Raw genomic sequence first — 13,344 nt, forward strand, 5'->3', positions numbered from 1 at the left:
AAAATAGGAGCTTGCTGCCGTGTTCAACGAACACAAGGCAAGCTATCCCTAAAGGGATTCTCAGCTGTAACTAACTAAAGTTAGAACAGCTGCCTATCTTTTTTTACACAGAGTTTAGGGCGAGTTCAGTTAGGTAAGATACGAGGGCGTGAAAAAAGCGACTGTACCACAAGGGTATCCGTATCTGTAAAGCAGACGTAGCCTGCAACAGCTACAGCAAAATTAGGAATCTTGACGACTGAAAAGCTCCAGTGGAGGTTTTCAGCTTAATTCCTAAAGGCATTCGTAGCTGTAACTAGCTAAAGCTAGAACAGCTGCCTATCTATTTTCCGAGCTTTTAGCCCGAGTTTAATTCCACAAGATATGAGTGCGTAAAAAAAGTGACCGAAAAAACAACCACCCCCAGCCTAAGCCTACTAGTCTGGGGGTGGTTGTTTATACTCTTTGAAAATCTCTTCAAACGTCGTCAGCGTCGCCTTGCCGTACTTCAGTACAGCCTTCGGCTAGCTTCCTAGTTTGCTTTTTGATTTTCTTTGAGTATAAGATTTTAGTCTGAGTACAATTCTTGATGAACTCCAGTTCTATCTTCGCTTGCAGGATGGCTAGCTTTGCTAGCCCTATCTCCAACCTTCCACAATTCTCAATTGTGGAAGCTCGTCTATTTTTGATTTTTTGTGAGTATTACTATTGCTTGGTCAAGACGATTGTATCGTTAACATCAACCTCACTGATGTCTTCGATGGTGAGTTGGTTGCCTTCTAGGAAGTAGCGCTCGGTATCGTCGCCGATGACGATTCGTTGATTGGTCGGATCAATCGTTACATTCTTGATTTCCTGTTCTCCGTCTGGTTCCACCTGCGTCCACGTACCAGAAGTACCCGTGATAATAAGGGTTACCTCGTCCTCCTCATCACGTCCTCTGTAGGTTCTGTCCAATTCACCCGCTGTTTGCTCCTCGGTAGCTGGGGTAGTTGTTGAGGAGGGAGCTGTTGTGCTGCTAGGTGTTGTGGTGGAGGAAGTAGCAAGTGTTGCGCTAGATGACTGGGTTGGTCTAGCTTGGTTTTGTGTGCTGCCGCAGGCTGCAAGGAATAGGCTAAGAGCCACCACGGCAGTAAATGATACGTTTTTTGTAAGTTTCATAATTGTTTCCTTTCAAAGAGAGATTGAATCTATTATACTGAAAGGTTGAGCCAGTCGGCAAGATTTTTGCTTGAGAAAAAGGAGTGGGCAGTCGTTCTTTCAAAGAAAGCGATTGCCCTACTCCTTTTCTGCTTAGTAGCTATTCAATCACCAGCATGCCTTCCTTAATGGCAAATGGATGCTCAGGGTTGATACGGTCGTAGAACATGATGCCGTTGATGTGGTCAATCTCATGTTGAACGACGATGGCGTTAAAGCCCTTGAGTTTGATTCGGTGTTTTTCTCCGTTCTTATCGAAATATTCCACTGTTACACGGGCATGACGGACGACATAGCCAGGGACTTCGCGATCAACGGACAGGCAACCTTCTCCACCCTCCATAGCGGCCTCTTGAATGGAATGAGAGACAATTTTAGGATTGTACATAACTTCTTGAAGCGTGTACGCTTCTGTTGGCGGATTGCCTTCTTCGCCTTCGGGATTTGGCACAAGAACCGCAATGATGCGTTTTGATACATCGATTTGTGGTGCTGCAAGACCGACACCACCGCGGAGCTTCATTTTCTCAGCCATAACAGGGTCCTGCGAATGTTTGAGAAATTGGAGCATTTTTTCGCCTAAGATAATCTCCTCATCAGATAGAGGAAGCTCGACTTCCTCAGCAACCTTACGTAAGGTTGGATGCCCTTCACGAATAATATCATCCATATCAATCAAGTGGTTAGCTTTTGTTAGACGTTCAATTACAGACATAGTGTTTCTCCTTCATCGTTTCTAGAGACTAGTATAGCACGAAACGAAAGAGAAGAAAAGGAGGGTGCAAGATGAGGGAGAATTTGCTATACTGGTGATAGGAATGAAAATGCAACAGTCGCAGGGTGAGTGTGGCTTTGGAATTTTCAAACAGATTAAAAGAAAATGAGGAACTATTGTGAGAACCTTTCTCGAAAAATTGAGTGTGCTGGCCTTGTCGTCCATGCTAGTCTCTGCCTTTTCAGTCTCGTCCGCCCTGCCCTTGATGTTGGAGCATTTCCAGAGCTATCCAGTAGAGCGGGTGGAGCTACTGGTTTCGACTCCCTCCTTTTTTGTCCTCCTCGTCTTGTTGCTGAATCGCCCGCTCAACCGCTTTTTCACGGAGCGCCAGATGATTGTCACTGGTCTCTTGCTGATGAGTTCGGGAGGGATTTTACCGATACTAGCGCAGGAATATTGGCTGGTCTTTCTGTCTCGAATGTGCTTTGGCTTCGGGGTCGGCATGATCAATGCCAAGGCGATTTCGATGATTAGCGAGCGCTACGAGGGGACAGAACGGATTCAAATGCTGGGCTATCGAGCCTCATCAGAAGTGGTTGGCTCTGCCTTTTTGACCATGCTAGTTGGACACTTGATTCAGATTCAGTGGAATTATGCTTTTGCCATTTATAGCTTCGGGTTGGTGATTTTACTTCTCTATCTCTTTTTCGTGCCTAAGCGGAGCGAGCAAGTGGTGGAGCAGACCGTTTCTCGTGCTTCCTTATCCCTCCCCTTGCGTCTGCGGGCAATGGAGCTGGCTCTTTTTGCGGGTTGGAATGTCTGTATTAGTTCCTGCATCAGTCTGCGGGTTCCCGTGATTGTGACAGAGGGTGGTCTTGGAACAGCCTCATCTGCTAGTTTGATTCTCAGCCTTTATCAGCTGGTCGGCATTGGTTCAGGTCTTGCTTTTGCCCCTCTTTTGAGAAAATGTGGCTCACATCTGCTCGCTCTGTCCTACCTCGCCCTAGCGCTTTCAACTTTGGGGCTTGCCCTTTCCTCCCAGTTTGTTATTCTCAGCATTGCAGCCTTAGGAGCGGGATTTGTCAATAGTGTGCTGATGACGGCTGTCTTTCATGAATTGGCAGAGGAGATGCCCGCACCTCTGCTAAATAATGCAACAGCTATCGTGCTGGTCGGCTGTAATCTCGGTGGCTTCTCATCTCCGTATGTCCTGAAAGGAATCGGGCTTCTAGGAGAGAGTTATAGCTTTATTTTCAGTCTGTTTGCAGCTAGCTGTGTGGGTTTTGCCTTGCTTGCCTTTTTGACACTCAATCGGAGGACATCAGATGCGCTTGGATAAATTTTTAGTAGCCTGTGGCATTGGCTCGCGGACAGAAGTCAAGAAAATTCTCAAATCAGGGAGGGTAACGGTCAATCAATTGGTGGAAAAATCTGCCAAGGTTCATATTGACGAAATCAAAGACCAGATTGCCTATCAGGGAGAGCCTGTCAGATATGAGAAATTCGTCTACTATCTCTTAAACAAGCCTAAGGGAGTCATTTCAGCGACCGAAGATTCCAAGCACCGAACGGTCTTGGATTTGCTGGACGCTACAGCGCGACAAAAGGAGGTCTTTCCAGTTGGTCGGCTGGATATAGATACGCATGGGTTGTTGCTCTTGACCAATAATGGGGCCTTGGCTCATGAGATGTTGTCACCTAAAAAGCATGTGGAAAAGCTCTATCAGGCTGAGGTTGCAGGGATTATGACGCAAGAAGATAGTAGTCGTTTTGCTCAAGGGATCGAGCTGAAAGACTTTACCTGTCAACCGGCTGATTTGGAGATTGTAGAGGTGGATGACAGTACCCAGATGTCACGCGTGCAAATCCGTATTGCAGAAGGAAAATTCCACCAAGTCAAACGAATGGTCGCAGCCTGTGGTAAAGAGGTGACCGATTTACAACGAGTCCGCATGGGTCCTTTAGTGTTGGACGAAGGGCTTGATGTTGGAGATTACCGCAGACTGAATGCTCGTGAATTGGAGCTGTTAGCCATATTCGGGGTGGAACTCTAACCTCAACCCAATGCGTTCTCCCTCAGGACAAACGCATGAAGAAAATCATTTGTTGAAAAAACAATGAAAATCGCAAATTATTATCCGTGTTACACAGTTCAACTCTTTTTCCTAAGACCAAACTGTAAAAAATCTCTTTTTGATAAAAAGAAACATTCGGAAAGTTACGTTTTCTAGAAAACACAACGAATATTTTCTGTTTTTCAGAACATACTCACTCTTTTCAGAAAAAATAGGGTTACTTTTTTCTTCATGCGTACGTCGTGCTTCTCTCTCAAAACAACTAGCCAAATCAAACATTTTGTGGTAGACTGGTACAAGCATAGGTTTTTAAACTCATCCCGTGAGGTGAGAAAGACAATACGAATTCGATACAAAGGCCTATGACTAATACAATTAGCTGGGCCTTTTGTGTGCCCAAAAGGAGGATGTATGAAAGAATCTGTTCATTTACGGCTCGATGTGGATGAAAACCCATCATTTGGGCAAGGTGTTTTGCTAAGTTTCCAGCACGTTTTTGCCATGTTTGGTGCAACGATTTTGGTACCCTTGATTTTGGGAATGCCCGTATCGGTTGCCCTCTTTGCCTCGGGTGTGGGAACCTTGATTTATCAAGTAGCAACCCAATGCAAGGTGCCGGTTTATCTCGGATCGTCATTTGCCTACATTTCTGCCATGTCGCTTGCGATTAAGGAAATGAATGGCGATGTGTCGGCTGCCCAGACCGGTATCCTGTTTGTCGGTTTGATTTATGTCTTAATTGCAAGTGTGGTCAAGGTGATTGGGACGAAGTGGATTGATACCTTATTGCCACCAATCGTCATCGGTCCAATGATTATCGTCATCGGGCTTGGTTTGGCAAATTCGGCGGTGACCAACGCAGGTTTTGTGGCAGATGGTGACTGGCGCAATGTCGTTGCGGCGATTGCAACCTTCTTGATTGCAGCCTTTGTCAATACCAAGGGCAAAGGCTTCGTGAAGATTGTGCCCTTCCTCATTGCCATCATCGGTGGTTATGTGGTGGGCTTGCTTCTTGGCTTAGTCGATTTTGCACCTGTTATAGATGCTCCTTGGCTTGAATTGCCACGCTTTTACTTGCCATTTAAGACAGGTGTCTTTGAGCAATACAAACTCTACTTTGGACCAGAAATGCTTGCCATTTTACCGATTGCAGTCGTGACCGTAGCAGAGCATATCGGAGACCATACCGTCTTGAGCCAAATCTGTGGTCGCCCATTCTTGAAAGATCCGGGGCTCAATCGAACGTTGATTGGGGACGGGGTAGCGACTGCGGTGTCTGCCTTCCTCGGTGGTCCTGCCAATACGACCTACGGTGAAAATACAGGGGTTATCGGCATGACCCGTATCGCATCGGTGTCTGTGATTCGCAATGCGGCTCTGATCGCCATTGCCTTTAGCTTTCTTGGTAAATTCACAGCCCTCATCTCTACCATTCCAAGCGCGGTATTGGGAGGCATGTCCATCTTGCTTTATGGTGTCATTGCAAGCAATGGCTTGAAAGTCTTGATTGAAAGCCGTGTGGATTTTGGGCAGGTGCGCAACCTCATCATCGCAAGCTCCATGCTGGTCTTAGGACTTGGTGGTGCGGTCTTGGGGATCGGGGCCGTTACGCTTTCAGGAACAGCTCTTAGCGCGATTGTGGGCATTATTCTCAACCTAATCTTGCCGAGAGAATCGCAGAAATAGCCTCATTTTAGTTGACAAAGTCAGCAAAGATTGATAGAATAATGAGGTCCTAGGGACAAGAATTAGCCTTTCTTGGTCACAGGTTGCCAACCTGTTACTCGGATGTGGCTCAAATACAAAGGAGAAATACTCATGGCAATCTCAAAAGAGAAAAAAAATGAAATCATGGCGCAGTATGCTCGTCATGAAGGTGATACTGGTTCAGTTGAAGTACAAGTAGCAGTGCTTACTTGGGAAATCAACCACTTGAACGAGCACATCAAACAGCACAAAAAAGACCACGCAACTTACCGTGGATTAATGAAAAAAATCGGTCGCCGTCGTAACTTGTTGTCTTACTTGCGTAAGACAGACGTTAACCGTTACCGCGAATTGATTCATTCATTAGGACTTCGTCGTTAATTTGGTGAAATCCAACCCCTCCCGATTGGGAGGGATTTTTCTTTTCAAATTTGTTTTTCCTTCTTTTGTTTTTCGGCTAAAATATGATAAAATAAACAAGATACGTGGTTTTGTGCAAAGTTGAGTCTGGGAGTGTCCTAGGTTGAGCTTTGTAGAAAACACGTCATCCTCTTGGAAGTCAAAAGAATCGGGCTGCTAGGTCTACTTTTGATATTCTGGAGAATATTTATCACATTTAGGAGATACAAATGGTCAAGCAAACATTTGAAATGACTTTTGCAGGTCGCCCGCTCGTTGTTGAGGTCGGTCAGGTCGCAAAACAAGCAAACGGTAGCGTTGTTGTCCGCTACGGAGAAAGTACAGTCCTGACAGCGGCTGTCATGTCGAAAAAAATGGCAACAGGGGATTTCTTTCCGCTTCAAGTCAACTACGAAGAAAAGATGTATGCAGCTGGGAAATTCCCGGGTGGTTTTAACAAGCGTGAAGGTCGTCCGTCGACGGATGCAACCTTGACAGCGCGTCTGATTGACCGTCCGATTCGCCCAATGTTTGCCGAAGGCTTCCGCAACGAAGTGCAGGTGATCAACACCGTATTGTCTTATGATGAAAATGCGAGCGCGCCGATGGCAGCTATGTTTGGTAGCTCGCTTGCTCTGTCCATTTCAGATATTCCTTTTAACGGCCCAATTGCTGGTGTCCAAGTCGGTTATGTGGACGGTGACTTTATCATCAATCCAAGTCAAGAACAAGCGGAACATTCCTTGCTTGAATTGACCGTGGCTGGAACTAAAGATGCCATCAATATGGTTGAGTCTGGTGCCAAAGAATTATCAGAAGACATCATGCTTGAAGCCCTCTTGAAAGGGCATGAAGCAGTAAAAGAATTGATTGCCTTTCAAGAAGAAATCGTAGCTCAAGTCGGCAAGGAAAAAGCTGAAGTCGAATTGCTCCATGTGGACGAAGCCTTGCAGGCAGAAATCATTGCAGCCTACAACAGCGATTTGCAAAAAGCGGTTCAGGTAGAAGAAAAATTAGCTCGTGAAGCCGCAACCAATGCAGTTAAAGAACAGGTAACGGCTGTCTACGAAGAAAAGTACGCAGACCATGAAGAGTTTGACCGCATTATGCGCGATGTGGCAGAAATCCTTGAGCAAATGGAGCACGCAGAAGTACGTCGTTTGATTACAGAAGATAAGATCCGTCCTGACGGCCGTCGGGTAGATGAAATCCGTCCGCTCGAAGCAGGTGTGGACTTCTTGCCACGCGTGCATGGGTCAGGTCTCTTTACCCGTGGTCAAACCCAAGCCTTGTCTGTTTTGACCTTGGCACCAATGGGTGAAACACAAATTGTAGACGGTTTGGACCCTGAGTATAAAAAACGCTTCTTGCACCATTACAATTTTCCTCAATATTCAGTTGGGGAAACAGGACGCTACGGTGCTCCAGGTCGTCGTGAAATTGGTCACGGAGCCCTCGGTGAACGTGCTCTTGCCCAAGTCTTGCCAAGTCTGGAAGAGTTTCCGTATGCCATTCGTCTGGTGGCAGAAGTGCTCGAATCCAACGGTTCATCCTCTCAAGCCTCTATCTGTGCGGGGACGCTTGCCTTGATGGCTGGTGGTGTGCCAATTAAAGCGCCGGTAGCAGGGATTGCCATGGGCTTGATTTCAGACGGGACCAACTACACAGTCTTGACGGATATTCAAGGTCTTGAGGACCACTTCGGCGATATGGACTTCAAGGTAGCTGGTACCCGTGATGGCATTACTGCCCTTCAAATGGATATTAAGATTGAGGGAATCACGGCTGAAATTTTGCAAGAAGCCCTTGCCCAAGCTAAGAAAGCTCGCTTTGAAATCTTGGATGTGATCGAAGAAGCCATTCCAGCTGTTCGTCCAGATTTGGCACCGACTGCACCGAAGATTGATACGATCAAGATTGATGTTGATAAGATCAAGATTGTCATCGGTAAGGGTGGCGAGACCATTGATAAGATTATCGCAGAGACAGGTGTGAAGATTGACATTGATGAAGAAGGCAATGTAGCCATCTACTCAAGCGATCGCGATGCCATCAACCGTGCTAAAGAAATCATCGCAGGTTTGGTACGTGAAGCCAAGGTCGATGAAGTCTATCGTGCTAGGGTTGTCCGCATTGAGAAATTCGGTGCCTTTGTCAACCTCTTTGACAAGACCGATGCCCTTGTTCATGTCTCTGAAATGGCATGGACTCGTGTGGACAAGGTCGAAGACTTGGTTCAAATTGGTGATGAAGTGGATGTCAAGGTCATCAAGATTGATGAAAAAGGCCGTGTGGATGCGTCAATGAAAGTGTTGCTTCCTCGTCCTGAAAAAGTAGAGCAAGCTGAACCCAAAGAAAAATCAGCTCGCCCACGTTGTCCAAGAGAAAAGAAAGAAAATAGCAACTTTGGGGAATTTAAGTTCCACAAGGTGGAAAAGTAGAAAGTAGAGTAAGACAAGTTCTTTAGAACTTGTCTTATCCACAATAAAGGAGAAAAAATGGGTTGGTGGAAAGACACCATTGACATTGTAAAAGAAAAAGATCCGGCGGCACGTTCCACGCTGGAGGTAATTTTAACTTATCCAGGGGTCAAGGCCTTGGCTGCGCACCGCTTCTCTCATTTTTTGTGGCGTCATGGCTTTAAATTGCTGGCGCGCATGCACAGCCAATTTTGGCGCTTTTGGACCCAGATTGAGATTCATCCAGGGGCTCAGATTGCAAGTGGGGTCTTTATTGACCACGGAGCAGGCTTGGTCATTGGAGAGACGGCTGAGATTGAGTCAGGCGTCATGCTCTATCATGGGGTCACTCTAGGAGGGACAGGAAAAGATTGTGGCAAACGCCATCCGACTGTTCGCAAAGGAGCCCTCATTTCTGCTCATTCGCAGATTATTGGCCCGATTGAAATTGGAGAAAATGCCAAGGTCGGAGCAGCAGCAGTGGTTCTCTCAGATGTTCCGGCAGATGTGACGGTCGTTGGTATGCCTGCAAAAATTGTCCGCATTCATGGCAAAAAAGACGAACAAGCGATTCGTCCCTTGCAAGAAGCAAGAGAAGCCAGCTATTATTCTGCTAAGTTGTAAGAATGAAGAAAGGGGCAGGAGATGCTTTTAGAAGAATTTGAGCCTGTCAAAGCCGTGATTGAGCCAGGAATGGCAAGGAAAGAAGAAAAAGCTGACATTTGCTCAACCCTTATTTTGACCTTTTCAGGACAAGTGGTGGAGCAGGTTCGGCAGATGGACGGTGTGCATGAGGGCGGTGCTCTCAAGAATCTCAACGGTCGTCATCCTTGGTATATCTATGAAAAGGACGGCTGTAAGGTAGCAGTTGGTCTTGCTCTTGTTGGAGCTCCCATGGCGGTTGGTCAGTTAGAGGAGTATAAAGCTCTTGGTTTTGAAAACTTTATCATTTTTGGAACCTGTGGTGTCTTGGATAAAAACATTGCGGCAGATAAATTGATTTTGCCCAGCGCAGCCCTACGTGATGAGGGGACAAGCTACCACTATGCTCCACCTAGCGATGAAATCAGCTATGAGCCTGCTCTGCTATCTACCATGGAAAAGATTCTAGATAAATACCAGATTCAACATATTAGGACCAAGACGTGGACGACAGATGCTTTTTACCGTGAGACGGCCGCTAAGGTCAAGCGACGGAAGGCAAGTGGTGCTGAGGTTGTCGAGATGGAAGCTGCAAGTATCATGGCTTGGAGTCGTTTTAGAGAAGCGAAGGTCTATCAATTTTTCTATACAGCAGACTATGTGGACCATCATCAAGAAGAGTGGGACCCGCGTAGAGAAGAGCGAAAGCTCAACCCTATGACCTTTTTTGAGATTGCCTTTACGATTGCAAAGGAATTGCAGGTTTCCTAACCTGAATGTTTAGAAAGGAAAAGCGTGGACTAGCCCAACGCTTTAGGATAACGATGATTAAAATTTACGATACCATGACACGAAGTCTCCGTGAGTTTGTGCCTTTGGAGGCAGGCAAGGTCAAGATGTATGTCTGTGGCCCGACAGTTTATAATTATATCCATGTCGGAAATGCCCGATCTGCCGTAGCCTTTGACACCATTCGGCGCTATTTTGAGTACCGTGGGTTTGAGGTGACCTACATTTCCAATTTCACAGATGTGGATGACAAGATTATCAACCGTGCCAAGGAAGAGGGCGTGACACCGCAAGAAATTGCTGAGAAGTACATCACAGCCTTTACGGCTGATGTGGAACAGCTAGGCGTTCAACCTGCTACCCAGCATCCTCGGGTCATGCACTTTATGGCTGAAATTGTCGCCTTTATTGAGGAATTGATTGCTAAAGGATATGCCTACGAGGCAGCAGGGGATGTCTACTTCCGAGTAGAGAAGTCGGAGAACTACGGCGCTTTGGCAAATAAAACCTTGGCAGAATTAGTCTTAGGCGCTAGCGGTCGGACGGATGAAGAAACGAGTCGGAAGGAACATCCTGCTGATTTTGCCCTCTGGAAATCAGCCAAGGCAGGTGAAATTTCGTGGGATAGTCCTTGGGGAGCAGGACGACCGGGCTGGCACATCGAGTGTTCGGTCATGGCGACCGAACTATTAGGCGACACGATTGACATTCATGGGGGTGGTGCGGATTTGGAATTCCCTCACCATACGAATGAAATCGCTCAGTCTGAAGCAAAAACGGGTCAAACCTTTGCCAATTATTGGATGCATAATGGCTTCGTCAATATCGACAATGTCAAGATGTCTAAGTCCTTGGGAAACTTTATCACGGTGCATGATGCCCTTGAAACGGTGGACGGTCAGGTCTTGCGTTTCTTTTTTGCGACCCAGCATTACAGAAAACCGATTAACTTTACGGAGAAAGGGGTGGCAGACGCAGCAGTCAATCTCAAGTATCTGAAAAATACCTACGAGCAGACCTTTACAGAGAATGTAGACTTACATCAGTTAGCCAATTTTGAAAAACTCTTCTGCCAAGCTATGGATGAAGATTTCAACACCGCAAATGGGATTACCGTTGTCTTTGAATTGGCCAAGTGGATTAATTCAGGCAATTACAATCTTGAGATCAAAACGGCACTTGAGAAGATGCTTGCGGTCTTTGGGATTGTCTTTAAAGAAGAGGTGCTAGATAGTGCGATTGAAGCCTTGATTGAACAGCGCCAAGCAGCTCGTTTCGCAAAAGACTTTGCGACTGCTGACCAGATTCGTGACCAGTTAGCGGCACAGGGCATTAAACTCCTTGATACCAAGGACGGAGTGAGGTGGACACGTGATTGATGTGACCCTCATCAACGGCATTGCCCTTGCTTTTGAGGGAGATGCGGTCTATTCCGTGTATATTCGTAGACACTTAATTTTTAAGGGCTTGACCAAGCCCAATCAGTTGCACCGTGAGGCCAATCGCTATGTTTCTGCTAAGGCTCAGGCAGCACTTATCTCCAAGATGTTGGAAGAGGAGTTTCTAAGCGAAAAAGAAGTTGACATCTACAAACGTGGGCGCAATACCAACAGCCACACCAAGGCAAAAAATGCGGATGTTGTGACCTATCGCATGTCTACAGGCTTTGAAGCGGTGCTTGGGTATCTTCACATGACAGAGCAACTCGAACGGCTCGAGGAAGTCATTAACTGGTGTATTGAAAATGGATAGGAGGTCCGTGCAAGTGGAACGATTCCCTTTTGAGAACCAAGAGGTTCAATCGCTAAATGTTCAGCAGGCCTTAATCTTGTTTCCCAATGGAAGGCTAGTGGATACCCCTCTTCACAAGTCTCAGGACCTGCTTTTTCCCTTGACCAATGGGCAATGGTTGCAGGTAGCCAAAAATGAATTAACAGAGCGGGAACGCTATCTGCTCTCTTTTTCGAACGACGATGAAGCAGTCTATGCTCGTCATCCCTGGTACCGCTTTTTGGTCAAAAAAACGGGAGAAATACCTCAAAAAACCAGCACTCTTCAGTGGATTCATGTCCATCATTCCTTGTCGGCTGTCGATGAGAAAGAAGAATTACAGGCTTGGCTGGAGGTTATGCGCTCTTTACTTCCGAACCGTGTGGCTGATTTTCAGGTGACAGCTTATGATACGATTTTTGTCCTAGATCAAAGCACCTTTATTCCAATTCAGGAAGTGCTAGGCGATACCCTATCTGCTATGGAATTTGACTTTGGTTTGAAGCTGACCATGCTGGTCGGTCAGATCTGGTCGCTGGTAGCAGACGAGGCTTGGGCAGGGATTTTCCAAGCGGAGCATCGCCTATTTCTTGCTTGGCAGGAGCGGTTTCAATCCTCCTGCGTGCTTTCCTTTGGTCAGGCCTTTCTTTGGGGACAAAGTCAAGAATTAGCGCTTTATCCCCTACGGCAGCAGCTGGCGCAGATGATTCACCAGCAAGACCAGTTGGCAGAAAGTATTCGTGCCCTGTGGGAGGAGGCAGCAGTAGTGACCAAGGCGGCGCAACGCCTCTACGTGCACCGCAATACCCTCCAATACCGCCTTGAAAAATGGCTCGATGTCAGCGGCTTGCAGCTCCGCAATTTGACAGATTTAGCAGTTTGTTACCAGGCTGTATTGGAGAACGGATGATAGCAACAGAGTTGAAGCTGGGAACCAAAGTCTAAGCTCAAATATAAAAAACGAACAAAACTAGTTTTCTGACATTCAGGATTGTGTCTTGTTCGTTTTTTCATGCCCTCGTATCTTGTGTAACTGAACTCGGGCTAAGCACTGTGTGAAAAAGATAAATTCTCCTAGAAACTAACGTTTCTGCGTCAAATTTCCTATTTTCACTTTGTGCTTTGTACGCCCTCGTATCTTGTGTAACTGAACTCGGGCTAAGCACTGTGTGAAAAAAGATAAATTCTCCTAGAAACTAACGTTTCTGCGTCAAATTTCCTATTTTCACTTTGTGCTTTGTACGCCCTCGTATCTTGTGTAATTGAACACGCCCTAAACTCTGTGAGAAAAAGAGACGCAACTGTTTCAGCTTTAGCTGATTACAGGTGTGGCTGCCTTTAGGTGCAACTACTCCTAGAAGCCTGAGCTTCCTCGTCGTAGTTTCTATTTTGCCGTAGCCGTTGCGAACTGTGTTCGCTTACGGATATGGATACTCTTGAGTGCGCTTTGAGTTTTTAACGGGCTTTGTATCTTTTTAATTGAACTCGGGCTAAGCACTGTGTGAAAAAGATAAATCTTCCTAGAGTTTAGTAACTCTTCGTCAGATTTCCTATTTTCACTTTGTGCTTTTCACGCCCTCGTATCTTGTTGTGCAACTTGTACAAAATG

The 13,344-nt window shown here is 46.2% G+C and carries 12 protein-coding genes; 10 read left to right on the top strand and 2 right to left on the bottom strand.

The window, feature by feature from the left end; translation table 11 throughout:
- Positions 1-684 precede the first annotated feature (684 nt).
- Both E4T82_RS06545 and def read right to left on the bottom strand, forming a co-directional pair.
- Positions 685-1,140 carry an SP_0198 family lipoprotein gene (locus E4T82_RS06545; RefSeq protein WP_135182055.1) on the bottom strand — a complete coding sequence of 152 codons (456 nt, stop codon included), beginning with the start codon at positions 1,138-1,140 and terminating at the stop codon, positions 685-687.
- 139 nt (positions 1,141-1,279) lie between these two features.
- On the bottom strand, positions 1,280-1,894 hold the full coding sequence (gene def, locus E4T82_RS06550; RefSeq protein ID WP_135182056.1) for a peptide deformylase: 615 nt from the start codon (positions 1,892-1,894) through the stop codon (positions 1,280-1,282).
- 178 nt (positions 1,895-2,072) lie between these two features.
- Here def and E4T82_RS06555 point away from each other — a divergent pair, with 178 nt between their 5' ends.
- The 10 genes from E4T82_RS06555 (at position 2,073) to E4T82_RS06600 (ending at position 12,645) form a co-directional block, all read left to right on the top strand.
- A complete protein-coding gene (locus tag E4T82_RS06555) occupies positions 2,073-3,233 on the top strand; it encodes an MFS transporter (RefSeq protein ID WP_135182057.1) in 1,161 nt (386 codons plus the stop codon).
- Positions 3,220-3,948: a pseudouridine synthase gene (locus E4T82_RS06560; protein ID WP_135182058.1), complete on the top strand. Its 729-nt coding sequence runs from the start codon at positions 3,220-3,222 to the stop codon at positions 3,946-3,948. The genes E4T82_RS06555 and E4T82_RS06560 overlap by 14 nt, the downstream gene beginning before the upstream one ends.
- A gap of 432 nt (positions 3,949-4,380) precedes the next feature.
- Positions 4,381-5,655: a uracil-xanthine permease family protein gene (locus E4T82_RS06565; protein WP_135182059.1), complete on the top strand. Its 1,275-nt coding sequence runs from the start codon at positions 4,381-4,383 to the stop codon at positions 5,653-5,655.
- A 132-nt stretch (positions 5,656-5,787) separates the two neighbouring features.
- On the top strand, positions 5,788-6,057 hold the full coding sequence (rpsO, locus tag E4T82_RS06570; protein ID WP_135182060.1) for a 30S ribosomal protein S15: 270 nt from the start codon (positions 5,788-5,790) through the stop codon (positions 6,055-6,057).
- A gap of 248 nt (positions 6,058-6,305) precedes the next feature.
- Entirely contained in the window at positions 6,306-8,516 is a 2,211-nt protein-coding gene (gene pnp / locus E4T82_RS06575) for a polyribonucleotide nucleotidyltransferase (protein WP_135182061.1), read from the top strand.
- Positions 8,517-8,573: 57 nt separating this feature from the next.
- Entirely contained in the window at positions 8,574-9,158 is a 585-nt protein-coding gene (gene cysE / locus E4T82_RS06580) for a serine O-acetyltransferase (RefSeq protein WP_135182062.1), read from the top strand.
- Positions 9,159-9,179: 21 nt separating this feature from the next.
- Positions 9,180-9,947: a nucleoside phosphorylase gene (locus E4T82_RS06585; protein WP_135182063.1), complete on the top strand. Its 768-nt coding sequence runs from the start codon at positions 9,180-9,182 to the stop codon at positions 9,945-9,947.
- A 53-nt stretch (positions 9,948-10,000) separates the two neighbouring features.
- Positions 10,001-11,344: a cysteine--tRNA ligase gene (gene cysS, locus E4T82_RS06590; protein ID WP_135182064.1), complete on the top strand. Its 1,344-nt coding sequence runs from the start codon at positions 10,001-10,003 to the stop codon at positions 11,342-11,344.
- Entirely contained in the window at positions 11,337-11,717 is a 381-nt protein-coding gene (locus E4T82_RS06595) for a Mini-ribonuclease 3 (RefSeq protein ID WP_135182065.1), read from the top strand. Before cysS ends, E4T82_RS06595 begins: the two co-directional genes overlap by 8 nt.
- Positions 11,718-11,724: 7 nt before the next feature.
- A complete protein-coding gene (locus E4T82_RS06600) occupies positions 11,725-12,645 on the top strand; it encodes a helix-turn-helix domain-containing protein (protein WP_167753586.1) in 921 nt (306 codons plus the stop codon).
- The last annotated feature ends 699 nt before the right edge of the window (positions 12,646-13,344 follow it).

This window comes from Streptococcus cuniculi (assembly GCF_004570575.1).
Taxonomy (GTDB): Bacteria; Bacillota; Bacilli; order Lactobacillales; family Streptococcaceae; genus Streptococcus; species Streptococcus cuniculi_A.